At 44.1% G+C, this 26,224-nt stretch carries 22 protein-coding genes and 3 tRNA genes; 9 read left to right on the plus strand and 16 right to left on the minus strand.

The features are described 5' to 3' along the window. Window positions 1–30: 30 nt before the first annotated feature. Window positions 31–522, plus strand: a complete 492-nt coding sequence (msrA, locus tag HWQ41_RS27360) for a peptide-methionine (S)-S-oxide reductase MsrA (protein ID WP_292770183.1) — start codon at window positions 31–33, stop codon at window positions 520–522. Between the two features lie 86 nt (window positions 523–608). On the opposite strand, the gene HWQ41_RS27365 is transcribed toward msrA, so the two are convergent. The 4 genes from HWQ41_RS27365 to HWQ41_RS27380 form a co-directional block, all read right to left on the minus strand. Further along, window positions 609–992, minus strand: coding sequence for a hypothetical protein (locus tag HWQ41_RS27365; RefSeq protein ID WP_292770147.1), 384 nt, complete (start codon window positions 990–992; stop codon window positions 609–611). Between the two features lie 54 nt (window positions 993–1,046). Further along, a complete protein-coding gene (locus tag HWQ41_RS27370; protein WP_292770149.1) occupies window positions 1,047–2,645 on the minus strand; it encodes a GMC family oxidoreductase in 1,599 nt (532 codons plus the stop codon). A gap of 269 nt (window positions 2,646–2,914) precedes the next feature. Beyond that, a complete protein-coding gene (locus tag HWQ41_RS27375; protein ID WP_292770151.1) occupies window positions 2,915–4,504 on the minus strand; it encodes an FAD-dependent oxidoreductase in 1,590 nt (529 codons plus the stop codon). 267 nt (window positions 4,505–4,771) lie between these two features. Beyond that, window positions 4,772–5,569 carry an SDR family oxidoreductase gene (locus HWQ41_RS27380; protein ID WP_292770153.1) on the minus strand — a complete coding sequence of 266 codons (798 nt, stop codon included), beginning with the start codon at window positions 5,567–5,569 and terminating at the stop codon, window positions 4,772–4,774. A 454-nt stretch (window positions 5,570–6,023) separates the two neighbouring features. Here HWQ41_RS27380 and HWQ41_RS27385 point away from each other — a divergent pair, with 454 nt between their 5' ends. Together HWQ41_RS27385 and HWQ41_RS27390 are read left to right on the plus strand one after the other, a co-directional pair. Next, window positions 6,024–6,929 carry an SMP-30/gluconolactonase/LRE family protein gene (locus HWQ41_RS27385; RefSeq protein ID WP_292770155.1) on the plus strand — a complete coding sequence of 302 codons (906 nt, stop codon included), beginning with the start codon at window positions 6,024–6,026 and terminating at the stop codon, window positions 6,927–6,929. Next, window positions 6,926–7,468 carry a DoxX family protein gene (locus HWQ41_RS27390; protein WP_292770157.1) on the plus strand — a complete coding sequence of 181 codons (543 nt, stop codon included), beginning with the start codon at window positions 6,926–6,928 and terminating at the stop codon, window positions 7,466–7,468. The genes HWQ41_RS27385 and HWQ41_RS27390 overlap by 4 nt, the downstream gene beginning before the upstream one ends. 406 nt (window positions 7,469–7,874) lie before the next feature. Here HWQ41_RS27390 and HWQ41_RS27395 read toward each other — a convergent pair whose 3' ends face one another. Beyond that, window positions 7,875–9,164 carry a hypothetical protein gene (locus tag HWQ41_RS27395; RefSeq protein WP_292770159.1) on the minus strand — a complete coding sequence of 430 codons (1,290 nt, stop codon included), beginning with the start codon at window positions 9,162–9,164 and terminating at the stop codon, window positions 7,875–7,877. 529 nt (window positions 9,165–9,693) lie between these two features. Here HWQ41_RS27395 and HWQ41_RS27400 point away from each other — a divergent pair. Continuing rightward, window positions 9,694–10,173, plus strand: a complete 480-nt coding sequence (locus HWQ41_RS27400; RefSeq protein WP_292770161.1) for a hypothetical protein — start codon at window positions 9,694–9,696, stop codon at window positions 10,171–10,173. A gap of 91 nt (window positions 10,174–10,264) precedes the next feature. Here the strand turns inward: HWQ41_RS27400 and HWQ41_RS27405 are convergent. The 9 genes from HWQ41_RS27405 to HWQ41_RS27445 all read right to left on the minus strand — a co-directional run bounded on the left by HWQ41_RS27405 (window position 10,265) and on the right by HWQ41_RS27445 (window position 18,367). Continuing rightward, window positions 10,265–10,336 (minus strand) — tRNA-Gln (locus HWQ41_RS27405). Window positions 10,337–10,544: 208 nt separating this feature from the next. Beyond that, window positions 10,545–11,732: a glycosyltransferase family 4 protein gene (locus HWQ41_RS27410; RefSeq protein WP_292770163.1), complete on the minus strand. Its 1,188-nt coding sequence runs from the start codon at window positions 11,730–11,732 to the stop codon at window positions 10,545–10,547. Between the two features lie 239 nt (window positions 11,733–11,971). Continuing rightward, entirely contained in the window at window positions 11,972–13,255 is a 1,284-nt protein-coding gene (locus tag HWQ41_RS27415; RefSeq protein ID WP_292770185.1) for a glycosyltransferase family 4 protein, read from the minus strand. 143 nt (window positions 13,256–13,398) lie between these two features. Further along, window positions 13,399–14,196 (minus strand): WecB/TagA/CpsF family glycosyltransferase, encoded by a 798-nt coding sequence (locus HWQ41_RS27420; protein ID WP_292770165.1) that lies wholly within the window; start codon window positions 14,194–14,196, stop codon window positions 13,399–13,401. 493 nt (window positions 14,197–14,689) lie between these two features. Continuing rightward, a complete protein-coding gene (locus HWQ41_RS27425) occupies window positions 14,690–14,941 on the minus strand; it encodes a hypothetical protein (RefSeq protein ID WP_292770167.1) in 252 nt (83 codons plus the stop codon). 33 nt (window positions 14,942–14,974) lie between these two features. Continuing rightward, window positions 14,975–15,058 (minus strand) — tRNA-Leu (locus HWQ41_RS27430). Window positions 15,059–15,164: 106 nt separating this feature from the next. Beyond that, complete coding sequence (locus HWQ41_RS27435; protein WP_292770169.1) at window positions 15,165–16,286, minus strand: alpha-hydroxy acid oxidase; 1,122 nt, start codon at window positions 16,284–16,286, stop codon at window positions 15,165–15,167. 121 nt (window positions 16,287–16,407) lie between these two features. Then, complete coding sequence (locus HWQ41_RS27440) at window positions 16,408–17,316, minus strand: hypothetical protein (RefSeq protein ID WP_292770171.1); 909 nt, start codon at window positions 17,314–17,316, stop codon at window positions 16,408–16,410. Between the two features lie 172 nt (window positions 17,317–17,488). Then, window positions 17,489–18,367 carry a M48 family metallopeptidase gene (locus HWQ41_RS27445; RefSeq protein WP_292770173.1) on the minus strand — a complete coding sequence of 293 codons (879 nt, stop codon included), beginning with the start codon at window positions 18,365–18,367 and terminating at the stop codon, window positions 17,489–17,491. Window positions 18,368–18,692: 325 nt separating this feature from the next. On the opposite strand from HWQ41_RS27445, the gene HWQ41_RS27450 reads away from it, so the two are divergent. Beyond that, the gene (locus HWQ41_RS27450) at window positions 18,693–20,684 is read left to right on the plus strand and encodes a S9 family peptidase (RefSeq protein WP_292770175.1); all 1,992 of its coding nucleotides are present in this window, start codon (window positions 18,693–18,695) and stop codon (window positions 20,682–20,684) included. A 141-nt stretch (window positions 20,685–20,825) separates the two neighbouring features. Here HWQ41_RS27450 and murA read toward each other — a convergent pair whose 3' ends face one another. Then, window positions 20,826–22,193: a UDP-N-acetylglucosamine 1-carboxyvinyltransferase gene (murA, locus tag HWQ41_RS27455; RefSeq protein ID WP_292770187.1), complete on the minus strand. Its 1,368-nt coding sequence runs from the start codon at window positions 22,191–22,193 to the stop codon at window positions 20,826–20,828. 408 nt (window positions 22,194–22,601) lie between these two features. Between murA and HWQ41_RS27460 the strand changes: the two genes are divergently transcribed. Together HWQ41_RS27460 and HWQ41_RS27465 are read left to right on the plus strand one after the other, a co-directional pair. Next, window positions 22,602–22,682: transfer RNA gene (locus tag HWQ41_RS27460), tRNA-Leu, on the plus strand. Window positions 22,683–22,804: 122 nt separating this feature from the next. Beyond that, the gene (locus HWQ41_RS27465; RefSeq protein ID WP_292770177.1) at window positions 22,805–23,581 is read left to right on the plus strand and encodes an RNA methyltransferase; all 777 of its coding nucleotides are present in this window, start codon (window positions 22,805–22,807) and stop codon (window positions 23,579–23,581) included. 33 nt (window positions 23,582–23,614) lie between these two features. Here the strand turns inward: HWQ41_RS27465 and HWQ41_RS27470 are convergent, their stop codons facing one another. Continuing rightward, window positions 23,615–23,977 carry a hypothetical protein gene (locus HWQ41_RS27470; RefSeq protein WP_366931722.1) on the minus strand — a complete coding sequence of 121 codons (363 nt, stop codon included), beginning with the start codon at window positions 23,975–23,977 and terminating at the stop codon, window positions 23,615–23,617. 343 nt (window positions 23,978–24,320) lie between these two features. Here HWQ41_RS27470 and HWQ41_RS27475 point away from each other — a divergent pair, with 343 nt between their 5' ends. Together HWQ41_RS27475 and HWQ41_RS27480 are read left to right on the plus strand one after the other, a co-directional pair. Then, window positions 24,321–25,004, plus strand: coding sequence for a glutathione S-transferase family protein (locus HWQ41_RS27475; protein WP_292770179.1), 684 nt, complete (start codon window positions 24,321–24,323; stop codon window positions 25,002–25,004). A gap of 68 nt (window positions 25,005–25,072) precedes the next feature. After that, window positions 25,073–25,924, plus strand: a complete 852-nt coding sequence (locus HWQ41_RS27480; protein ID WP_292770181.1) for a CmcJ/NvfI family oxidoreductase — start codon at window positions 25,073–25,075, stop codon at window positions 25,922–25,924. Window positions 25,925–26,224 lie beyond the last annotated feature (300 nt).

Consider the following 26,224-nt stretch of genomic DNA (forward strand, 5'->3'; position numbering starts at 1 on the left):
CCCCAGTCCCCTGCTATAGTTGTCAAAGATATGCAAAACACTACTCTACAAAAAGCGACATTTGGAGCCGGCTGTTTCTGGGGAGTTGAAGCAGCATTTCGTCAAGTAAAAGGTGTAAGTTCTACAGCAGTTGGTTACAGTGGCGGACACTTTAAAAATCCGACCTACGAAGATGTCTGTAGAGGTAAAACTGGACACGCTGAGGCAGTGGAAGTGGAATATGATCCGGCAATAGTATCTTATGATGAACTGCTAAATGTGTTTTGGAATAAGCACAATCCCACAACACCAAACCACCAGGGCGCAGATGTTGGTTATCAATATCGCTCAGTAATATTTTTCCACACTCCAGAGCAGGAATTGCTAGCCACAACTTCCAAAGATCGGCTTGAGAATAGCCCTCGTTTTAACAAAAAGCCAATTGTGACGGAGATTGTATCGGCATCGCAATTCTACAGAGCAGAAGAGTATCATCAGCAATATCTGGAGAAGCATGGACGAGCGTCTAGCAGGATAGGCTAATCTTTCACTGGATCGGGGGGATGTTAAAAGCCGAATGCTACAAATCCCCTTACTTGTTATACATATCAGGGAACTTTGCTTGAAGTTTAGGTGACTTGAATTTCTCCTCCCTGTGGTTTTGATAATGCTTGTAATTGTTCCCAAGAATAGTGAAGGGGTAGTTCAATTGGTTTGTGATTGGCTCCTAATCCCAATCCAACTGTCGGCTGGAGTTCTTCAATGAATTCTCCAGCGTACCCTGTCAGCTTATTGGCTGCAACGCCACCAGTAATTGCCCCTGCAACCCCACCAATTGCAGCACCCATTTTACCACCAATTGAGCGACCCAGTGCGGCTCCTGCAATCCCACCAATTGCAGCACCTAGACTTGTAGGCAGGGGATGAGGAGAATCTGCTGCTTCTAAATCGTCCTGTTGAGATTGAATCTGTGGTTGCTGTTGTGGTATAATTTGCCGTTCATCATTTGTCATAATGTTTGCCCTTTTTGATTTTACTAATGACTATTTCAATCGTTCAGCTATGCGTTAGCGATCGCGGAGCGTGTGCTTTGCACTCAGCGCTGCTGCAAGCAGGTCGCCAACACGCAACGCATTCGCCATAATCGTTAATGTCGGGTTGGCGCCGGAATTTGACGGGAAAAAACTACTATCTACCACATAGAGATTATCGACATCATGGGTACGACAATTGAGGTCAAGGACTGAGGTTTTGGGGTCTGTCCCAAATCTACAACTACCACATTGATGAGCAACTGCTTGTTCAGGTAGATGTGTGCGAGGATAAAGGCTAAATGGTAGGACGTGTTTAGCAGAATGAGGGATGGACTTGAGTACAGATGTCCAACGATGAATCAAGCGATCGCTTGATTCGGTATTATTCAGTGTATAGTCAACGTGAATCTTGTCACCCACCACCCGAACCCGATTATTCGGGTCTGGTAAATCTTCTGTTTGCAACCACCAACCAACCGATCGCTCGGCCAGCAAATGTCGCTCATAATTAGGAATCAGCTTGACAAATGGAGCCATTAGTGGTGGTGCTTCTCCGGGAATCATATCGGCTAGCACATTACCTGTATTCTGCACCATGCCCATCGGATAAGGAAAATCCGGCTCTCCCCAGTAAAAATCGTTGACAGCGATCGTTTTTTGAAAGTTGGCGTGATTCACCTCTAGATGTATGGAAACTATGGCCGTTTCCAGTTGCCTCATGAAATTCCGCCCCACCTGATCGGAACTGTTTGCTAATCCGTTGGGATGCTTGTCATTAGCAGAGCGTAACAGCAAAGCAGCTGAATTGACAGAACCACAGGCAACAACCACAATATCGCCTGTAAACCAATGTTTTTCCCCGGCAATTTCAGTTTCTACTTTTGTAACCTCTCGCCCCGACTCATTGGTATGTAGCCGCAAGACTTTAGCATTAGTTAAAAGGGTGAAATTCGCGTACATTTCGCGGGTAGGACGAATGGCGTTAACATCGGCATCGGCTTTCGCACCTACAAGACAGGGGTATCCATCAAAAGTATCGCAGCGAATGCAGAGACTCTTGGTGCGATCGCTTTCATTGAGCTTTAATCCTAGTGGTAGGTGAAATGGGTAATAACCTAGTTCACGAATGCCATCAGCAAGGGACTGCATATCTGGCTCATGACTGACTGGCGGATAGGGATATGGCTCACTGCGAGGTGGTTCGGTGGGATCTTCTCCTTCTTTGCCATGCACATCATACAGCTTTTCTGCTTGCGTGTAGTATGGCTCAAAGTCCTGATATTTCAAAGGCCATTCTGGAGAAATTCCTCCCTTGTGAATTACCCTTTCAAAATCTCGCTCCCGCAATCGAATTAAGGCTGCACCGTAGAGTTTGGTATTGCCACCAACCCAGTAACCTGTCTGGGGCTGAAATGCCTTGCCTTCCTTGTTATACCATTGCTCATCTGTATGGTAGCGATGTTTTTGATAAACCTCCTCTGGATTCCAGTTAGCTTTTTCTCTGGGCAAAAAGTCGCCTCGTTCCAGCACGAGAATTTTTTTACCTGTAGGTGCAAGGCGGTGAGCCAGTGTACCTCCACCGGCTCCCGTACCGATAATGATGATGTCGTAGCGCTCAGTGATGTTCGTCATATATGCAGGAGGTTGCAAATTATTTTTATCTCGAACCTTATTAGTTTACTCTGGTTCTTAGTCAGTACTAATTCTGTATGAAGATGCGCTAAACCATATTTAAGTACAAGAAAGAAAAACGAACCGCAAAGGACGCGTTCGCGTAGCGTCTCGTAGAGAAGGACGCGAAGAAAGAAAGAAGTTAAAAGGGTTTGGCGCAGCCTCACAAAGAAATGGTATCAGTACTAAAGTGCTTCAGCACCCACTACAAACTCCGCTAGCGCTTGCTACTAACTTGAGGCTGTTTGTGGAATCAAATCAACTACACCACGCCGTAATTCCTCAATATTTGGCATTTGGTTCAAGCGCATCAATTCCGAGATAGCTGCTGTTTCTGTATCCCGATGGCTGGTTGCAACTGCCAAGACTTGATTGTTTTTGATGTAAAAAGCAATGAATTCCTGTTTTTGCAAATCCCCATCTACAATTATTTCATCCCAACTTTGGGCGTGTCCAACATAGCGCAACGGAAACTTAAATTGCATTGTCCAAAACAAAGGAAGTCCTCTAAATTTGACTGCTTTCCCTACCATGTTATAAGCTGCAATTCGCCCGTGTTGTGCTGCAACTCGCCAATGTTCAACGCGAATCGATTCGTTTGTACGCCAATCGGGATAACGGGCAATATCGCCTGCGGCGTAGATGCTATCACCTGCACGCAAGTATTCATCAACAACAACACTGCGATCTTTGGGATGCAATTCGACACCTTTAAGAAAGTCTGTTGCAGGCTGTACGCCAACTCCGACAATTACGATATCTGCTTGCAAGCGATCGCCATTATCTAAAATGACGGCTTCTACTTTGTCACTACCTTCAAACTGTACCGCTTTTCTACCCAACTTAAAGGAAACGCCGTTTTCCTCATGAACTTGCTGAAATATTTTGCCGATTTCCTCGCCAAGGGTTTTCTTAAAAGGTACAGAATCCGGTGAGATCACAGTTACTTGTAAGCCTTGCTGACTCAGCCCAGATGCGATTTCCATACCGATAAAACTGGAGCCAATGACTACCGCTTGTCCTTTTTGTTTAATAGTTGCCAAAATGCGATCGGCATCATCAAAACTGCGTAATGTCAAAATGTTTTGTAAGTCTGCGCCGGGAATATCTAGCTGGCGTGGTTTTCCTCCTGTTGCTACTAGTAAGGCATCATAGGTTAACGAATCTCCATTAGTAAAGGCGATCGCTTTATTTGTTGTTTGCACCTGTTCAACTTGGTGATTCAACAGCACTTCAATGGCGTGTTCTTTGAAGAAATCGGGCGATCGCAGGGGCATTTCCTCGGAGGATGTTTTCCCAATGAAGTAGTCTTTACTCAGCTTGGTGCGATCGTAGGGCAGCTTATCCTCCTGAGTAATCATGACGATTCGCCCTTGATATCCAGCTACTCGCAAAGTTTGTGCCGCATGGACACCCGCCGCTCCTGCTCCTAAGATCACAAATGTCCGCCCATCAACGTTGGGGTTAAATTGTGCCATTGCAGGCGATCGCAATCCCGTTGTTTCTTCTGGTACGCTGACAATGACGTTTTCACCTTCAATCCGTACCTGATAGGAAGCTAGAGAATCCAAGCCAGGTGGCTCTAGTTGATCGCCAGTCGTCACGTCAAAATAGGCATTGTGCCAGGGACAAACAACATGATGCCCACTCAGCACCCCGTCTGCCAGTGGCGCTTTATAATGAGCGCAGTGTGCGCCGACGGCATAAAACTTTCCATCTATACGACTCAGTAAAATTTCTGTCTCGCCGACAGATACCTGTCGCATTTCACCATCATTTAGATCGTTAATATTGGCAACAACTGCTTCTGTCTGTTTCATAATCAACTCTTAAATTAAGAATAAGAGGTTATACCAATTCTTTCAAATCCGGCAACAGATTCCAACCTGGAAAACCAGATGCAATCTTCTTACACCCCTTGATTACGAATTGATATAACAACAAAGAACTTGTATAGTGTCTTCGGGGCTAGTACAGATCAACGTAAATAAGCTACCCAATTTAAAATGTCAAAAACCCTTACGCAACGGTAATTACGAATTACGAATTACGAGAAGCGGGGCTAGTTTCCCCTACACTCGCTTGGCTCACAAACTTGCAACCGAGCCACCATCTACCCGATAATTAGAACCAACTACAAAGCTTGATTGCTCAGAGCAAAGGAAGGCAATTACAGCCGCGACTTCTTCGGGTTTGCCACGTCGTTTGAGTTCGATATGAGGGCGATGTTCATCGAGAAAACTGTCAATTGCCTCATCAAAACTGACACCTAGTTCTTTTGAGCGCTTTTCCATCATTGCATCAGTCATTGAGGTGGCGATATAGGCGGGAGAAACTGCATTCACCAGCACGCCATCTTTTGCATAAGCTTTAGATAAATTTTTAGCCAGATTCAATACAGCTGCTTTGCAAGCGCAGTAAGGTATCTCTTCTGGGTAGGGCTGTAGTGCATCTTCCGAACTCAGCAGGATCACTCTTCCCCAACCACTTTTACGCATCGGCCCAATAAAAGCGCGACAGGTGCGTACCGTCGCCATCAAGTCAACCTCAATTGTCTTGTACCACTCCTCATCACTCAGTTCGAGAAAATCTCCCGTAGCACCTGTGATTCCTGCCGCATGAACAAGGATATCAACTGTTCCAAAGCGTTCTAGAATTTGCTCTTTGGCAGCTGCAACTTCCTTGGGCTGAGTGAGATCCGCCTGAACCGTAAATATTTCTCCAAACTTTCTCAACTCCTGGGCCGCCTGTTCAAGACTTTCCGAAGTGCGATCGAGAATAGTAACCTTTGCACCCTCACAAGCGAGCAGTTTAGCTGTCGCTTTCCCAATGCCGGAATCACCTCCAGTAATTACAGCAACTTTACCTTTAAAACCAAGATCCATAAGCTATTTATTTCTATAATTGGGAAGAATTTATATCAAGCCGATTAACTGAGAAATATTCAGATAGTTTTTGCTTCCAAATTTTACTTTATGTCACAAACTCTGAATTTTTCAACTCATCAATGGTATATCTATAAAATCATAAATTCAGCCTTTGGATATATAGCAATTCTATTGAAGTTATGCAAATTATCGAACCGCCAAGAACGCCAAGAGTAGAAAATTTAGAACTGCTATGAGTAACCTTTAAAAAAACGCGATCTAAAATTTTAGACTCTATCCAATGGCCTAATTTTCATTTATGCCTAAAGGAAGGCGAATATTTAATTTTAATTTCATTTATGTTTATATATGATGTAAATCAGGCATATTTGATATTTATAAAAATTAAATTTGTATTAACTTTAACCTGCCATTTATCGCCAGTAACTAAGTTAAATAACAGGAGATTCCTATGGCTGAAGCCATTGAGATTTATGACGATCGCCTGCGTGCTATTCTACGCCCAGGTGCTTCACTCCAAGAGCTTGCCAACAGTGCAGTCCATAGCGAAGGCCCTGTTTACTTCCACGAAGACGATAGCGTTGTGTGGAGTGACGCTCACGGCAACCGCCTGTTGCACTGGAGTCCTGCCGACAAGATGAGCGTCCTGCGATCGCCATCTGATTACCAAAGCGGTAATTACCGCGACTTGGAGGGTCGTCTGGTTGCATGTTCCTCCGGTTTGCGTGCCATCATCCGACGTGAACATGATGGTGAATGGAAGGTTTTAGTCGATCGCTACCAGGGCAAACGCCTGAACAGTCCAAATGATTTAGTAGTCAAAAGTGACAACACAATTTGGTTCACCGATCCGCCCTATGGGATCACCGAGCCGAACCAAGGTTACGGCGGCGAACAGGAACAACCCGGAAGTTACGTATATCGCTTCGACCCTGCTAGTGGTGAAATTTATCCTGTAGTCACGGACATGGTGCGCCCGAATGGGCTGGCTTTCAGTCCAGACGAAAGCCTTTTGTATGTTTCAGATACAGCTGCGTTTAATATTCCTGGTGGGCCTCATCATCTTCGTGTATACGAGGTTGTAGATCATCGCCATGTGCAGAATGGCCGTGTGTTCTGTGTCATCGATCCAGGACAACCAGATGGACTCCGGGTTGACGAATATGGCAACATTTTTACTAGTTCTCAAGACAGCGTGCAGGTATACGCGCCCGACGGGACTCAGTTGGGAAAAATTCTCATACCGCAGACAAGCGCTAATCTAACTTTCGGTGGTAAAGAACGCGATCGCCTATTTATCACAGCCGGTCATTCCTTATATGCTATCGACCTTAATACCCGTGGTGTACAACTATGATTTATCAATTTGGGCTGGGTGTGGCGATCGCCTTTTTTCTAGCTGCCTTTAATTACCCACAGCTAGGCCCACACTTGTTAAGTTCACTCTCTCCTGTGTATCCTGACGGACTCCCAGGATTGGCACTTTTACTACTAAGAGTTAGCCTTGGCGGGTTGTTTCTACTACACGGCTATCCAAAGTTAACGCATCTTCGACAGTGGGCTGAGTCTCTAAAAATGCCTGTCTTTCTTTGCTTTTTATCAGCTGCGTCTATGTTAGGCGGCGGAATTTTTCTAATAATTGGATTCCTCACCCTCTTAGCAACCTTGCCCATTCTCGGCTCAATGATTTATGCGATATATTTAGACATTTCTGGAAGTAAGCCCTTTGTAGCCCAAGATCCATACTTAATTCCTGAAGGACAGTATCAGGGGCCTTTAGGAAAAGGTGAACCGCCAAGTTGGGAAAAAGCGTTTATGTACTGCGTTATGCTGATTGCGATCGCAGTTTTAGGCCCTGGTGCATATTCGCTAGACGCTTGGATTTTTGGAGGTTGAATCAACTGGGAACCTCCCCACGAATTTCAGGGTAAATAATTCTAACAAATAGCTCGCGATGCCGAACAAGGAAGAAGATACCTTTGCAGAAAGAATGTTTTCTTAGAACCTGAGAATTTTTGACCGTTTTGCCTCAGTTGGGTGGGCAAGATGCCATTAGTGTCAACTTAAGATAAAAGCCAGTCTAGAACAAGCTTTGTCTCGTTCCCAGTCGGAGACTGGGAATGCATTCCGAGAGGCTCCGCCTCAAGACTTGCGGCAGAGCCGCTTTTGATTCGCATTTCCAGCCAGAGACTGGAAACGAGGTTTGTAAAAGGGTTTTGGCTTAAGTTGACACCAATAGCAAGATGCCCGCCCATTTTTGTTACCTTCTTAAATTATTGTAAATTTTGAATGAGCAAATTGTTTATGACTGGTCTAACCGCCGTTGCCATTCAGCGTCAATTTGTGCCGAACGCTCAACTTCCTGATCGAGTAAGTCAGTTTCGCTAGAATACACTAAATCTTCCTTGCCAATGACTTTTTCTGTGGCAAATTGTTGAGCATAGTTGATTTTTTGTTGTAAAGGTGCATCAGGACTTACCAATAGCCTTGCTCTGGAAATGCGATCGCGGTTGCGATCAACAATTTTGCGATTACGCCACCGAATCCAGAAATAACGCAATAACGGTATGGCTAAGAAACCGGCTCCGTAAACCAATAGCAGCCAATAAATTCCTTGCACAAAAGCTACCAGTCCACCTAATTGGGCGGCAACAGTGCCATCTCTCAACAAACTTCCCAGTACTAAAGCACCAACAAAATTTAGTACACCCAACCCAGCACTCAGCATAATTTGCCCGGAACTTGCGGCACTAAAACGCCAGGGAAATTCCTCCAAGTGATCTGATATTGCATGACGGCGCTTTTTAACTGCACTCACCTGCAACTCTGGGAAATAATAAACAATTTGCCCTTCTGGACTTACCGCCGGTTGCCCATTAAATCGCGTCAGAACGGGCAGCATATAATCTTCGTATTCTTTTGTATATCCCTCGCCAATGTCATCCAAATATGGAGCAATTTGTTCCGCTACCACTGCGCCACGGTTAATCTGAATCACCGTAGCAATTTCTTGCCAGCGACGTTCCTCTAAGTTGGCGTTAGGATTCCCATCCCCAAACAAAAACGAAAACACAGCTTCAAAGAAATTCAGATTGCTTTCTTCCCGCCTTTCACGTCGCCGTTCCTGGTTGTGGGTGTCATAATTTGGGCTAAGATACCAGAATAAATTTGGAAAATAGAAGAACCCGCCACCACCGAAATTACTGCCCCGATTGTTGCCGTTACGGTCTGAGTTGGTAGAGGTAATGATAATGTAGATGGTAACAGTTATCAGGACAATGGAAACAGTTAAGAAAATTCCAAAAGAAATGCGAATCAGGTAAAACAGAACACTCCAGACCTTTTTCCACCATTCCTGCAATCGTAACTGTAAGTATTTATTACGCAAAATTGCTCGAAAATTTTGTGGAAAAAGGTAAACTATATCACCTGAATCCGCTACCTGCAAATGCCCCCCAGCATCAGATGCCAGGGCTAACAAGCTTTGATTAGCTTCAGCGACGTTCAATCCTGCCTGAGTTGCCACATCACCAACGGTGACACGGTAGCCCAGTTGTTCCACAGCTTGCATGATGGTGGGACTGGGAGCCATTGCTCTCCTCTCCTGTTAAAACTTATTCCCGTTTTCTTAAGTATAAAGTTTTATTTTGAGCGAGTTGGCAGAGGTAGGAATAACAATTCAAAATTCAAAATTGTTCGTGCAGCGTCTCCTAGAGAAGACAGTTTCAAACTCTTATTTAAACTCCGATTGTAGCAAGATCCCGCAGCATAACTGAGTCAAGTCGGAGCCTAACCCTTCAGGATGAGCTATATGTTGATGTTCGGTCTTAAACCCTTTATGACGTTTCCTAACATCATACTCCCCTCTCGAAAAGCGGGGAGTGGTTGGGGGTGGGGTTTCTTGTAAGCTAATCGGCATTCAAGTTGCATAATCAGGGCGCTCATGTTGCCCACCCCACAAGATATTGAGAAAATTTTAATATGCAAATTAGATGTGTTTTAGCTTACCTCACTCAAGCGAGAACCGCTATAATTTACGATAAATCAACAAATAACCTGACACGCAACATGTTATAATTGTTTGCTTCAGCTTGGTTAACCAGCAAATTTTCTGCTCAAATATGGTTCAATACACTCTCGCTCAAAGCCCAGAAATTATCCTCACTGTTTCTGGAAAAGATTCAGCTAAAGCCCGTGACAAGGCAATGGATCAGCTGATGGAACTGATGGATGCAGGTAAGCTACCCACGGAACTGGAAGAAGGATTTGGCCCTCAACAATTAATTGAGGTTAAAGAGCCAACTATTGATCCTGCTAGCGGTGAGGATACCATTACACAAGCTGTCCAGGTTCTGAGTAATCTGGCCACGCTCAAGCTGAAAGTTCAGGAGTCACGATCTGAAGCGTTGGAAATTCGCAAAGCGGTTGATGTTCTGTTCTCCGACGAGTCGGTGACAGAAGAGGAAATTACTCGACTCAAGGAAGGTTTTAAAGTTCTCAAAAATTTTGCCCAAGCTAATGTGCGCTACCAGGAAGCGCGATCTAAAGCAGAACAGGCTCGGCAGATTCTGGATCAAGCTCTCAAATCGCCTGACAAGTAACATTTACATTTTTAAGATGCATTGAGACGCATCTTAAAAATGTAATTTAAATATTCTAAAAGACAGGCTGTTATGCCTGTCTTTAGATTTACTGGGGCGCTAGGATTCGAACCCAGGGATGGCGAGACCAAAACCCGCTGCCTTACCACTTGGCGACGCCCCAACGACTTTACTCTAGTTAATATAGCACTTAATCCTGGGTTAATGTCAAGTACTTTAATAGTTGATTTTAGATAATGGGTTTTTACAGCCGGACATTGATTGGTCGAAATCCTTGCACTTACGCTTTTTCATCACTTTGGGGTGAATTATTGAATCTTCGTGGTTAAGGGACAAAATTGTGCGATCGCAATTCCTTTACCAGTGACACACTATTTCTTCTTATTGATGACTTGTTGGTAAATTGCCATCAACTGCTGATAATTAGCTTCAGGAGCATACTTAGTCTCATAAACCTGGCGAGCATTTTTGCCCATAGTTCTCATCGCTTCAGGATGAGTGGTTGCCCATTCTATTTTGGCTGCCATATCCGTATGGTTGCCTGCTTCAAAATGTAAACCAGTTACTCCATCCTCGACAATTTCTACCATACTACCTAATTTGGACACCAGTACAGGTAGACCACAGGCAAAAGCTTCAGCAATAGTTAAGGGAAAACCTTCGTACCAAATGGAAGGAAATACTAAAAACCGGGCATTCTGCATTAGTGCCAACACTGTTGGCTTATCCTGAAACCCTAAAAATTCGATGAAATTTTCGGAACTGGTATTTTTAATCTGTTGCTGCAACTTTTGACGGCAAGGGCCATCACCCACAATTTTTAGTGGTGTGCATAATTTCTTCTGTATATATGCATCAATTAAAACAGAAACTCCCTTTTCTTCAGACAATCTACCAACAAAAAGTAAGTAGTCACTATGTTCACAATTTTGGTTTCGAGAATCTGGAGCAAACACAAAATTAGGTTTGATGTAGAACTTTTCTGCCGGCAGTCCAGCCTGTAACATTTTGTCTTTTTGAAATTGGGTAAAGACAATATAAGCATCTACCTGTTCTTGCCAAGTACCTCGCAACCGATGCCAGCTGTTCATTGCTGCTATCACCGAGCTTTGTAGACGTGAGTTGCGGTAGCAGCCATGTACAACACTAGACCACGGCACTGTTTGTCCAAAGCAATCCACACAAACTTTTGCATCTCTAAAAGGCATTGCTTTGGGACAAGCAAGCCGATAGTTATGAAGAGTTTGGACAATACTTAGTCCATGCTCTCGACAAGCATCATATATGGAAGGAGAGAGTAGAGGAAAAAAGTTATGTACATGGACGACATCAGGGCGGAGTTGGGAAATTTGGATGCGAACTTGTTGTTTTGCTGAATATGAGTAAATTGCACTAATAGCAGTTGCAACTTTATCCCAGGTATTTTTAATGTCACGATTACTAACTTCTAGTAAAGATACCTGATGACCATTTGCTTTCAGTAAGGATTGTTCAGCTTTTACTACTCCATCCTCACCGCCTGCAAGTTGATAACGGTTATGTATCAACAGCACTTTCATGCAGTTAACTCTCTGAATAATGGAAGGAAAGAACCAACTAGTAGATCATGCAAAGCAATTACACCCTGATTTACAGTAGTTTTACTGTTCTATAGCCAGTTTTTCTACAATCTGTGACACTACAGTCAATTTTCGATGGAATTTAATTAGTTTTTTACGTATGCTACCACTTCTGAGAGAAGCTCCTACCAGTATCGCTAAAGGAGCTATTGAGAAGATATATACTATGACCGTTATGATTAATCATCGTTAGAGCCATAGCTCAATTTCAAGCAGGATTTATTCTGGGTTGAAATTTCTTCGTAGAGTTGAATTAACTGCTTCCCCTTACTTTCCCAACTGAAAGTCTCCCTTACCCTCTTCTGCCCGGCTTGACCCATCAATAATCTTAGCTCTGGGTTACTAGCTAAATACGTCATAGCCTTAGCAATATCACTTACTACTTGCTCAGGTGTATTTGCCTTAATTTTAAAACCAGTTTCCTCTGTAACCTGAATAGCTGGCCCTCCTAAATCTAGGCAAATCACTGGTCGCCCTGCTGCCATTGCCTCTAAACACACGAATCCTCCAGATTCATGCAAGCTGGGATGAACTAACACATGGCAGTTCTGTATTTTACCCCATGTATGTTCGCGAGACAGATTACCTAAAAACTTGACTTGTTTAGTAATATTCAGATGTTGAGTTAATATTTCTAGCTGTTTGCCTTCAAATCCTTCTCCGACAATCCAATATTCAGCATTATGTAGGTTTGCTTGGGCAAATGCTGCTAATCCCAAATGAAACCCTTTCCAGTGCAAAAGTCTACCTACGCTGATAAATCTAATTACAGAATTATCGAGAATTACACAATCTGAAAGGTTTGCTATTTCATCCTTAGATAAACCTAACGGAGAATAAACTTGGACATTTTTTGTGCCCATTTGGCGCAAGCGTTTAGCTGTATCTTCTGTGGTAGCACGGGCTAAGACACTTTGTTGTGCAGTGAGGCGAACGAAGGGATCACACTCCCCTATCCAGCGAGCCAAATTTCGCAAAACTTCATATATCTTGCCACGGAAACTAAAATCTTGACAAAAACTTTTGGGAGATGATTCCCCGCCCCCAACTGGGCCCCAGATGAAAGGAACTGGCAACAGTGAAATTAAACTAGGGCTTGAATACCTCACATAAGTTACATGATGTAGGATATCAAAGCCAATCTGCTTGTGGAGTGAGCTACTGATAAAATACGCCCAAATTTGCCAAAGGTAATAATGAACATAAACCCCCCATTGTTTTCCCATCCTCTGATCACTCCAGTCTATGATCCAGCCTAGAGGATCTAAGTAAACAACGTGTAGGTTAGGCAGGAGGTTACGTGCTAGTTCAGTTTCAAGACCTTGACGGTGACAGTTCGATGTGAGTACCCAGATTTGGTGATACTTGCTTACCTCCCTAACAACATTCCAGCCTACTCCTGGTTCAGAACCCTTTCCCGGTTCACAAGCATATGCACAGATGAGAATTTTTAACTGTTTCATGCCCGACATTTCTTTAATGTCGCTAATATCGTTCCAACCATTGCTCCAGAAGCTGTTAAATCTAGCCTTAATATTCAAAGCTAGGGTAGCTAGATTATTTCTTTTCACGCCAGTCAGTCTCACCTATTTCTTTTTCCTTCTCCTTAATCCCCAGTCTCGTGAAGGAAGACCGCTGCAATCCGACTTGATGATAGTAGTTGCTTCATAGCCAGCCAGATAAATAGTGGAATGGTCTTAGCATAGCGGCCGCAAAGTCGGCGCGGTTCTTGAATCCATCGATACAGCCATTCAAGTCCTAAATCTCGAATTATGCGGGGTGCCCGCTTGTGAATTCCTGCATAAACGGGGAAAACTCCACCCAGTCCAATCATTACAGCTTGTATCTTACCCTTATGTTGAGCTATCCAATTTTCTTGTTTGGGACATCCCAGAGATACTAAGACGGCGCTAGCACCACTAGAGTTAATCTTTTGAACTAAAGCTTCGTCTTCAGTTTCAGTCAGGGGACGAAAGGGTAAAGGTTCCATCGCCGCAATCTTCATCTGCGGAAATTCCTGCTCTAACCTTTTTCGCATCCGAGAAAGAATTTCTGTTTGGGAACCTAGAAAGAAAATACTCAGATTTTGTGTTTGAGTTCGCTGACACAATGCTAGTAAGATATCCATCCCTGCCACACGGTCTTGGTAAAGCGCTCCCATTTTTCGCATCATCCATACCAGAGGCATACCATCAGGAGTAACTATATCTGCATTTCGTAATACGGTGGCAAACTCTGGATTCCAATGAGCTTCAATGAGCATGTGTACATTAGCTACGTATACAGTTTTACTCTCATGCCTACTCGCCCACTTCAGTATTGTTTGTACCTGGTGATCAAAGCGTAAAGCAGTAATAGGAAAATCAAGCACTTTTTTAGTAGGTAGAAGCACTCTCGCCACCATCAATAACTCCTGTGTCCAAGAAAAAAATCCATAGATTACCTAGACCATTCCGAATATTGAATAATTCAGATTAGATGACTCCTGGCTTTTTGTAGGCTTGTGTCATCATTGGAAGTTAACACATGGAGATGCAATTGCCTTCTTAGTATACTTTCGACTTAATCGGTAATATTATAATTTTTTGCTGTTGTGTCCTATTTTACCGTTTTAACCAAGGGATTTCAGACGCTGCTTGGCAAAATTCATACTTCCTTCATAATTAATTTTTGATTTGTTCATGTAAGCATTACAATTGCGAGAAGTTCCTATGGATATGTATTTTGCTGCGTAATATTTGCTACAGAGAAAAATCAAATGGTGAAGTAAAATACCAGACACTCAGTCTGATATTTTTGATGCGTAAGTCTGTGCTTAAGAGGTTAAATTAAAATTAGTATATTTTGAAGAATAGGATAATAATTTTTTCTTATGACTTTCCAAATTTATGACAAATTTAATTTAGTCTATGTGTTGAAAAATCCCTAAAATTTATTTTTTTAGAAAATAAAAGCCCAAAAAAGAAGGGGAAGATAACCTTATCTTCCCCTGCTCTCTTGTTTTTGTTATTGTCTGGTTTGTTACTTTCCTTGAGTCTTTGCAGTAACATTTGCCTTTGCTTTTTGAGTTGCCGCTTCCTCGCAGAACCGCCTCTACCTTTCTCATTCCTGCCTTCTTTACGGGGTGATTCCCATCTTTTCAGGCGCATAACTTTTTAACCTCTCTACTACTTGTTTGGTAGTGGGCAGGAGGAGAATCGAACTCCTATGACCGCAAGGCCGCCACATTTTGAGTGTGGTGCGTCTACCAATTCCGCCACCCGCCCTTATGTCCAATCTTAACTATTATACTCTACTTGAGGGATTTTGTGACAAATCTGAAAATTAATTCTCAAAGTCTTGCTGGAATAATAGCTCTAAGAATTCTCCGGCTTAAAGGCATGGCAGCGTCAATAAACTAGGGTCAATATCCTGTAGTTTTGCACAGCCGCTAAGTGCCATTGCCACATTTAACTCATCTTGTAGCAGTGAGATGACATGAGATACACCAACTTGTCCTGCTACTGCTAGTCCCCACAAAATAGGTCGTCCGATCAGTACCGCTTTTGCTCCTAATGCCAGAGCTTTGAGAATGTCTGTGCCCCTACGAATGCCTCCATCCAACAGTACTTCTACTTTACCATCTACTGCTGCTACTATTTCAGCTAGGGCATCTAAAGAAGCGATCGCACCATCAAGTTGTCTGCCACCATGATTGGAAACAACAATTGCTTTGGCTCCATATTCTACAGCCCGCACAGCATCGTCTCCCCGTAAAATTCCTTTGATGACTAAAGGTAGTGGGGATAAAGACTGCAACCATTCCAAATCGTGCCAAGTTACTGCTGGGTCTAGCTGTTGGGCAAAATAGGTAAATAACCCAGATTCGCCTTTTTCATGGGAAATATCTAGCCCTGAGATGGTGGCAAGATTAGCCAGATGTAAGTTTAGGGGTAAGGCAAACTCGTTACGTCTATCTCTCTCCCTCTGTCCGAGAACAGGTGCATCTACAGTCAGACAAAGTGCTTTGTAGCCTGCTTTATAGGCTTTTTCTACCAAAGCACGAGTTAATCCCCGATCTTTATGGATGTAAAGCTGGAACCATTGCAGAGAATCTGGAAATTGATCACATGCTGTCGCTACTTCTTCAATGCTCTTTGTTGCCATTGTACTTAACACCATGCCCACACCAGCTGATGCCGCAGCTAGGGCTGTGGCAACTTCTCCGTCTGGATGGGCTAGACATTGAAAAGCCATCGGCGCAATTAACAAAGGTAGTTGCAGGGGTTGTCCTAAAATGGAGGTAGTTAGATTGCAATCGCTGACATCGACTAATATCCGAGGTCGCAGCTTGACTCGCTCAAAGGCAGCACGATTATCCCGCAATGTGATTTCATCCCAAGCACCACTGCTATAGTAATCAAGTGTCGTTTGAGACAGACGCTCTTTGGCTAATTTTTCGTACTCAAAGAGATTTATGGGTTGAAAGCGATCGTCGTTGGGTACAACTGTCATGGTAGCGGCTGTGGGTTAAGCAATGGGATGTTTTTTAATCTGATTGTCCGATTGAACAAGCTTAAGTAATCATTGATTTATTAGTAAAGATGGAGAAACCAGTATCTCCGACTGAGTTATTCTAAAGGAACCTATTTAATAATTCTTCCCTGGATAGTTGCAGTAATAAAGGAGTAAATTCTTCTGGAGATAATGACGACAAAGCTTCAATAATTACTCTTATTTCGGCATCTAAAGAACCAAAGCGAACTCGCAACAAATTTTCTATAACATTACAACGTTCTGCTTTAATTCCTTCTTGGATTCCTTCTTGGATTCCTTCTTGTTTAGCTTCTGCTAATTTTTGCTCGTAAATAGGTGATAAGCGCATAATTAAATCTCTATCCTCTTCGTCTATATTTTGATTGAATTCTAAGGTAGTCTTTAAACTCAATAATAAATCAATTGCTTTGGAACGTAAGAGATTATTTTGGGGAAGTGCTTCTAGTTCATCTATCGCTTGTTGCTGGACTCTTCCCTTACCTAAAATTCTCAACCATAGCGTTTCTTCTGTACACGGTAATTGGTGAATTACCACAATTGCTGTTCTCAAATAATCGCCTAAAAAATGTACTCCTATTCCCCAATTTTCTTGATCTAGGTTAGTTCTAAAACCATCCAATATAGATTCAGAAGCTGTAGGTGAAAAAATCCATAAACGTGGTAAATCTGATTCCGCAATCCGGTTTTTATCACCTTTAGCCTGACGCTTTACTTCCGCGAAAATATCAAATAACTTATTCATACAACTACGAATTTCCGCAATTGTAGCCGCATTTCTAAATGGTTCAATTAATGCAGGTTCAGCCGCAAATTTTCCTAACAGTCCTAATTGTATTGTATCGCTTGTGGATTGGAGTGAAGGGACAAAATAAACATCAATCTCTCGGATTTGGGCCGGAACTTTCCGACTTGTTTCCACTTCTCCCAATGGTTGTAACAATTCTTTAAGATAGTCTTTTGCGAACTGGTCGTAGGGAAACCTGGTCATTAGCTGATTTTTTGGCTGTACCAGTATTTTACATTACAGTAAAATCGCCCATAGCTTGCCTCAAGAACTCTAGCAAGTGCGATCGCATTAGCGAATCATCTGGAGTATTGTAAGCTAAAACACATCTAATTTGGATAACCAAATTTGATTAAACTAGTTGTGATTAGTTGCTCTACCAGTTTCGCCATCCGCCTTTGGGTGCAACTTCATTACTTGTAGACTTTAGTCCATGACTTTGGATTAAAGATTGATATTCTGTGCTGCTTGCCCAACGGTCAATTTCTCGCGCCCGCAGCACTGGCACTGGATGGGTTAATTGGGCTGTGCGGGCGGTTTTGACCATTTCACCTAATTCGGTCTTGCTAATATCATCGTAAGCGCGGGCTTGGGCAACAAAGGCATCGAGGTTTAATTGTGGCGCTAAGGTGGGGGAACCACCCGCCAACTTCATCAACACTGACATGACAACTTTGGGGTCTTGGGTTGCTAGTAATGCGGCGCGATCGCAGGTAAACTCAGCACAGCGTACCCATTCTAAAAGCTGTGCCTGTATCGCTTGAGCAACGAAGGTTCCCACATTGGGGACAATCGCCGCAGCTAATATTAATAAATTTACAGGAGTCAAGTAAACACTATGGTCACACTTGAGATGCCCCAACTCGTGGGCAATTACTGCCTGTATTTCCTCTGGTGTGAGCATATCAATCAGGGATGTGTGTAGCACAACAAACGGCTGCTTACCCCGCACAGCAAAAGTATAGGCGTTGGGAGCCGGATGTTGCCGGATGTACAACTGGGGAGGCTCTATATCCAGGATATTACAGGCGTCTAACAACAGTTTGTATAAATCGGGCAGTTGCTTTTCACCCACCAGAACGCTGGAGGCAATATTTTCTACATAGAAAACCTGCTCTGCCATTGGCCCGAGCCAATTTCGCACCAACATATCTATGCCTGGTATCTGCTTGAGCGCTTTGGTGGCTTCCAGGTCTAATGGATGACGAAATGAGTCAGCTTTTAAACCAATCAGCGGGGTTTTGATGAAGGACATGGTGCAGCAAGCTATAAAAAAACAACTATGGAATCTGGCTGGTGAGATTAACAGCCTCCCACAGTTAGTATAACGATTTAAGTAGGATGGGCAGGGGCTACCCATTTGTAGAAACGGCGATTTATCGTGTTTCTCTAACCATCTGTTTATAAAATAGTTGCAAGTATAGCAGGGGACTGGGGACTGGGGACTGGGTTGAAAGTCTGTTTGTATATAGGTTTTATCATCAGTTAATGTCCTAACCTTCTTGTCCGTTGCTATAACAGGCACTAAAGTTCAATATACAGATGTCAGATCAGCGTCTATGCTAATTTTTACAACAAAAATGAAAAGGTTCAGGGAAGTCGCATTAGCTTGTGGTGCGATCGCTGCTTTGATCAGTACGAGTCTCAAGGTTCAGGCAACGTCCAGGCGGCTGATTACCCTCGACGATTTGTTTGCTTTCCACCAAGTCAGCGAACCGCAAATTTCTCCAGATGGAGCCTTGATAGCCTATACGGTGAAGAGTACCGATATCAAGAATGATTCTGCCAACAACCATATTTATATGACTTCGTGGGATGGCTCCCGCACCCGAAAATTAACTAACAGCAAAGATAGCGAAAGTTTCCCTCGTTTCAGTCCCGATGGAAAGTACCTCACCTTTCTCTCCAGTCGTCAGTCCGACAGTGAAGGCAATCAAATTTGGCTGCTAAACCTTGCCGGTGGACAAGCAGAAAAGATTTCAGATTTTCCAGGAGGCGTTTCTGATTTCGTTTGGTCGCCCGATGGCAAACGACTAGCTGTAATCGCCGAAGATCCACCACAAAAAACTCGGAACGGACAAAAGACCGCACAGCCAATTGTCATTGATCGCTTTAAAGGATATCTCGAAAAAAGTCGCCAACATCTCTATGTGTTCGACTTAGCAACTCACAAAGCAGATATTCTGACACCAGGTGAGTTTAATGAATATTTGCCCGAATGGTCTCCAGATGGGAAGAAGATTGCTTTTGTCAGCAAGCGTGGTGTTGATTTTCATCGCCATAACAATTGGGATGTCTACATTATCGTTGCCCAACCAGGAGTAAAAGTACGTCAAATAACTACCAATGAAGGCCCCAATTGCGATCCCTCCTGGGCTAGCCGGCCTGTTTGGAGTCCAGATGGGAAGTTAATAGCCTACCTGCAAGGAGGCCCTCAAAAGCTACTTGAGTACGCCGTTTACCATCTTGCCGTTATTCCAACGCAAGGAGGTACTCCACGTCTGTTAACAGCAAATCTTGATCGCAATGTTGTTAAGCCACGGTTTACATCTGATGGCAAATCAATTCTGTTTTTGCTGGAAGATGATGGCAATGTTCACCTCGCAAAAGTACCAGTAGCAGGCGGTAAGATAGAGCGATTGCTAGCTGGACGTAGAAATATCAGCGCCTTTGACTTAGGGAGTGACGATAGGATTGCTTTGTTATCCTCAATGCCGCAGGAACCAAGTGAGGTTTTCGCACTCAAAGGCACTCAACTGCGTTCAATATCGCACCAAAACCAGGAATTGCTTGTCCAACTTGTATTAGCAACGACGGAAGAAATTAGTTTCAAGAGTAAAGATGGCACCCAAATCCACGGTTTCTTAGTCAAACCACCGAATTTTCAACCAGGAAAGAAATACCCAATACTCGTTCAGCTTCATGGTGGCCCAGTCGGGCAGTACACAAACCAGTTTATGTTTGACTGGCAGCTGTTTGCAGCTCACGGCTATGTTGTCGTTGCAGTTAATCCACGGGGTAGTTCGGGACGGGGTGAAGCGTTCTCAAAGGCTATTTACGCTGACTGGGGAAATAAAGATGTCCAAGATGTCCTTGCTGCTGTTGACTACGTTGAGACACAAGGGATAGCCGATCCATCTCGGTTAGGAATAGGTGGATGGAGCTACGGTGGTATCTTAACAAACTATACTATCGTCCAAGATACCCGTTTCAAAGCTGCGGTAAGTGGAGCTAGCATTTCCAATTTTTTGGGAGCATACGGTACTAACGAGTCTTATGACTACGAGCAGGAACTGGGCGTGCCGTGGAAAAACCTCAATACTTGGCTACGAGTTTCCTTTCCGTTCCTGCACGCCGACCGAATTGTGACGCCAACACTATTTCTGGGCGGTGATCGGGATGCTATTGTTCCGTTGCAGAACTCCGAGCAGATGTATGAGGCACTCAACAGTTTAGGGGTTGATACTCAATTGATTATTTATCCTGAGCAATCCCACAGTATTAGCAAGCCAAGTTACCAGCGCGATCGCCTACAACGCTATCTTAATTGGTATGGCAAGCATGGGTTGTGAGTATCAACGGATACACTTGGCATTCAATTCTTCCTTGATTCTGAAAAATCCTAATTAGACAGTCTGGGGAAGAGGGGAGATGGGGAGAAAATTTTCCCTTGTCTCCCTTGTCTCCCTTGTCTTTGCGTCAGTCTTAACCGATCAACTTGACAGGCTACTGATGCTGGGAGCGATTTCTGCATCTGCTGATGTTTCGCCCACGCGGAGGATTTTAGCTCCCAATTGCTGCAACTTCAAATCGAGTCGATCATAGCCGCGATCGAGGTGCTGTAATCCCTGAATTGTAGTTTGTCCTTCTGCCGCCAGTCCTGCTATGACTAGCGCTGCCGATGCCCGCAAGTCAGTTCCTAATACTGGTGCGCCAGACAATTTCGGCACTCCCCGGACGAAAGCAGCGTTGCCTTTGACACGAATATCTGCCCCCAAGCGATTTAACTCTGAGGCATGACGCAAGCGATTTTCAAAGACAGATTCGTTAATCACGCTGTCGCCTTCCGCTAATGTCAGCAAAGCCATGAACGGCGCTTGCATATCTGTGGGAAAACCTGGATGGTATTGAGTTTCAATATCCGTTGCCTTGAGGGTTTGCGCTGGCAGAATGCGTAAGTGTTCAGGCTTGTCCTCAATTATTGTCACCCCAATATCCCGCAGTTTGGCAATCACTGGTACTAGATGTTCTGGAGCCACCGGCGAGAGGATAAGTTCTGAGCGGGTAATTGCTGCTGCCAACAAAAATGTCCCGGCCTCAATGCGATCGGGAATTATACTGTAGTCAACAGAATGCAACTTGGGGACTCCTTCAATAATAATCCTGCTAGTCCCCGCTCCCTTAATCTTGGCTCCCATCGCGTTACAGAAGTTAGCTAAATCAACTACTTCTGGCTCTCTGGCAGCATTTTCGATGATCGTTTCGCCCTCTGCCAGGGTAGCCGCCATCATCAAGTTTTCCGTCGCGCCGACGCTGGCAATGTCTAAGTAAATTTTCGCACCTTTTAATCTCCGGCTGCTGCCAGGGACGTAGGCATTACAAATGCCATGCTCAATCTGCACCTCAGCTCCCATTGCTTGCAGTCCCCGGACATGCAAATCAACTGGTCTTGCCCCAATAGCACAACCACCTGGTAAGGGCATCTGTGCTACTCCCAATCTGGCGAGAATGGCTCCAATGGCGAAAAAACTCGCCCTCAGCTGGGTAACTAGTTCGTAGGGAGCTTTTGATGTTTTAATTTCGCTGGCGTTGATGTCTAAAATATCACCTTGGCGTGTTAAGCGTACACCCAAAGCCAATAACACCTGAGCCATCCGCTCTACGTCCGCTAATAAGGGGACATTACGGATGCGACAATCACCCGGACACAGCAAGGCTCCAGCCATGATTACCAGTGCTGCATTTTTTGCCCCGCTAATTTTCACATGACCTCGCAAAGGATGCCCACCCCAAATTTGCAAGACTGAGGAGTCTGCTTTGGGAGCAAATTTGGCATCTGGTAAGCTGGTAGAAGGATTAATAAGCCTACCTCCAAAAGTAATACGTATTTTAGATGTTTGAAGTTGGTTTTGATTCTACAGTAAAGATTCAATTTGTCCACGTTTTCGGACACCATCTTGCATAAAAAAATTGTTTTTTGGGTGATAAAAGCGGGCTGTAAATAGCCAAGAGCAAGCTTTTTGAGCTTTTGAAAAATTTAATAAAAAATCACGAATAAGTAGTATTTTTAAGCACAATTAAATACTCAGTAAAATAACTTAAGTGTTCTCTAAAAATCAATGCTCTACTGTTGAGTTAATATTTTGATTCCACCTATCCCCTGAAAAACTCGTTTCTAGTTTGAGACTTTTAACGAAGCGTGATGTTTTCACTTGACAAAGGTAAAAAATTACGCAATAATAAGAAATTGTCGATAAAGATAATTGCCAGCGGAACTGGCGGAATGGCAGACGCGCTAGATTCAGGTTCTAGTGCCGCAAGGCTTCCGGGTTCAAGTCCCGGGTTCCGCATATAAATTTTGGATTGAAGAAAAGCCGATAGCGCAGCGTTAGCGAGTCCGCGTTCGCTTTTAGCGTCTCGTAGAGAGCGTCTTTTAGATTAATCCAAAATCCAAAATCCAAAATCCAAAATCGTGTTGACCAGTTTACAAAATTCCCTAGTTAAGCAAATTCGCAAACTACAGTCGACGAAGGAGCGGCACAAGCAGCAGTTATTTTTGCTGGAAGGGACGCACCTTTTAGAGGAAGCTTGTGCGGTGAATTACCCACTAGAAACAGTGTGTTGTACCCCAGATTGGCAAGCAGCCCACCTTTCGCTGTGGGAGGAAGCTTGTAGCCGATGCGATCGCGCCGAAATTGTCAGTAGAGAAGTCTTGGATGCGATCGCTACCACAGTCCAACCGGATGGTGTGGTGGCAACGGCAAAACGAAGCGAACGCCAAACTCAACTACCATTTACTGGTTTAGTGCTAGCTTTAGAAACCGTGCAAGATCCGGGGAACCTGGGGACGATGATCCGCACTGCTGCTGCCGCTGGAGCATCGGGGTTGTGGGTAAGTGGAGATAGTGTAGATTTAGACAGCCCCAAAGTTCTGCGGGCTTCAGCAGGGCAATGGTTTCGCCTAGCAACGGGCGTAACCGAAGACTTAAAAGCGACAGTGCAACAAAGTCAGCAGGCAGGAATGCAGGTAGTGGCAACCTTACCGAGTGCGACTTTAACTTATTGGGAAGTGGACTGGCGAAAACCCAGTCTGATTTTACTGGGAAATGAAGGCGCTGGATTGTCGGCAGATTTAGCAGCGATCGCAGACAAGCAAGTTAGAATTCCTTTGAGTCCTGGGGTGGAATCTTTGAATGTGGCGATCGCAGCTGCTTTAATGTTATATGAAGCACAACGGCAAATGAGTTAGGAGTTAGGAGTTAAAACTCATAACTCATAACTTTTATTTCGTTTTTCTTTTTTCTTCGAGAAATTGTTCAATATCAGCAACTGCGTCTTCAAGAGCCGCTAAATCAATATCTATCAAGTCTTGATCGAGTTCGACTTCAGTGACAGTGCTAGTATGCAGTTGAAGGATCTCTTCTTCCTCAATGGAATTTTCTTGTAAGATATCCTCCAACTGATCGAGGGATTCTTGAAACACCTGATCAGCGACGCGGCGCGGTTGTGGCTGAATTTGCTCCATAATATTGACTTGAAAATCCTGATTTAGTGACTTAATTTTGATTGCAGTTCCTACAGATTTAAATTTTGCACTAATAACATCATAATTGTGTGCTGTATCAACTTTAGCAGTGGTTATCAAGAATATCGATACTTGGCTTTGATCACTTTTGCCAAGCTGTCTCCAATTCAGGACTTACGCAAACAATAGCCGAAACCCTTATTTTTGGGTAGGGGCAATTCATGAATTGCCCCTACCGCCTGTAGTTTTGCGTAAGTCCTGCAATTGTTGGGACTTGTATTTTTACAAAGACTATGAAATACTCCTGAGATATTATACGGGAACCCTAGCGATGAATCGTAGTATATTTAATAGTATGCGATCGGGCTCTTGCGTCCAAACTAGGCGGTGTCTAGCAACAAGCCCGGAGTAACGGAGTCTCTGAGGTTGCATATCTAGGCAATATTTACAAGGAAAGTATTTTATGAGCACTGTACAACTTTACTTTGCCAAAGCCTCCACGTTCTCCCAAAGAACTCGTGTGGTTTTACTGGAAAAAGGAATTGACTTTAGCGCTACTGAAATTGACTTACAAAATAAACCAGATGGCTACACACAGATTTCGCGCTACGGCAAAGTCCCTGCGATCAAACATGGGGATATCGAAATTTATGAGTCTGCGATCATCAACGAATATCTCGATGAAGTCTTCCCAGAACCACCTTTATTACCCCGCGATCCAGGTGCTAAAGCGATCGCTCGGATCTGGATCGACTATGCCAACACTCGCTTTGTACCGGCTTTTAACAAATTCCTCCGTGGTAAAGATGCTCAAGAACAAGGACAGGGACAAAGAGAGTTTTTGGAATCTCTGTTGTACATTGAGCAAGAAGGACTAGGTAAGCTGTCTGGTAATCGCCCTTACTGGTTAGGGGATCAGCTGAGTTTAGTCGATATCAGCTTCTATCCGTGGTTTGAACGCTTACCCCTCTTGGAACACTTCCGCAATTTCACCTTACCAACAGAAACCCCTCGCTTGCAGAAATGGTGGAATACTGTGCGCGATCGCGAGTCAATTCGGGCTGTGGAAAATCCTGCAAGCTTCTATGTAGAAAGATTTGCCAAGATTCTTGGTGCGCCCACTGCCGTTGCTTCTGCTCAAAAGTAGGGAGTAGGGAATAAAACCCTATGTATACATTAGTAAAACATTGTTGAATTCACTGGGAGATATAACCCATGAGCTTAAACAGTCAATTGTTCGAGGAACTATCGCGCGTTGAGGGAGAACTTAATTACCTCACCCCGACAGCAGAAAAACCTGTCAACTATACCTACGAACCACCGTTAGGCATTCCACAGCGAAGCGGCAAGTATGAGGTACATACACTCCCCATCTATAATGCTCGGACGATCTCACAAGACGTGTCCTTGGATCAACAGGGATTCGCCTTGGTCGAACACCACAGCACTGTTGAAGACTTTTATGATCAGGATGAGGTGCGCCGCATTTACTACCCTGAAGCCGAGCAATTCCTCAAGGATTTGACAGGTGCCCAAAGGGTGATAGTGTTCGATCACAACCTGCGTAATGCCGAACGGGCGAAGCAGGGCGAGCAAGGGATAAAAACACCAGTAAGGGGCGTACACAACGATTTCACCGCCAAGTCTGGCTATAGTCGCGCCCGTACCGTGTTGGAAGCAATCGGTACTGAAGACCCCGATGAGTTTCTGCGGCACAGATTCAGTGTAGTCAACCTCTGGCGACCGATCGCGGGACCAGTGCAGGAGTCTCCATTAGCAGTTTGTGACGCTCAAAGTATCGCACCGACAGACCTCGTGGCTACCGACCTTGTGTATCGCGATCGCGTCGGCGAAACCTATGCGGTAACGTACAACCCGAAACATCGGTGGTTCTACTTTCCCCAAATGCAACGGAACGAGGCGCTACTGATCAAGTGTTTTGACTCAGCACAGGAAGGTTTGGCGCGGTTCGCCGCCCACACCGCATTTGATGACCCAACAAGCCAACCGGATGCCCCGCCACGCGAGAGTATCGAGTTGCGGACGTTGGTCTTTTATGCCGCATAAGAAATAGGCAGGGGGATCAGGGGAATAACCAATGCTCCCTACTGTAGTAGGGGGCATTAGGCATGTGCAATTCAAATCTTGGTTGAAAGAGGCGGAGATAGTTCGGCTCGTAAATCATTTTGAAATCATACAGATATATTGCGGTTCATTGTGTCTTATAAAACTAGCCCTTTCAAGGTGGGTAAAATTTTTGGATAATAATTCCTCTTTTCTCTGTGTTCTCTGCGCCTCTGTGGTTCAATAAATATAGCAATCGCCAAGGTGGTTAGGACAAACAGTATAATCTATGAGTAAAGTAAT

Origin of the sequence: Nostoc sp. NOS(2021) (assembly GCF_017115025.1) — a bacterium.
Lineage (GTDB): Bacteria > Cyanobacteriota > Cyanobacteriia > Cyanobacteriales > Nostocaceae > Nostoc.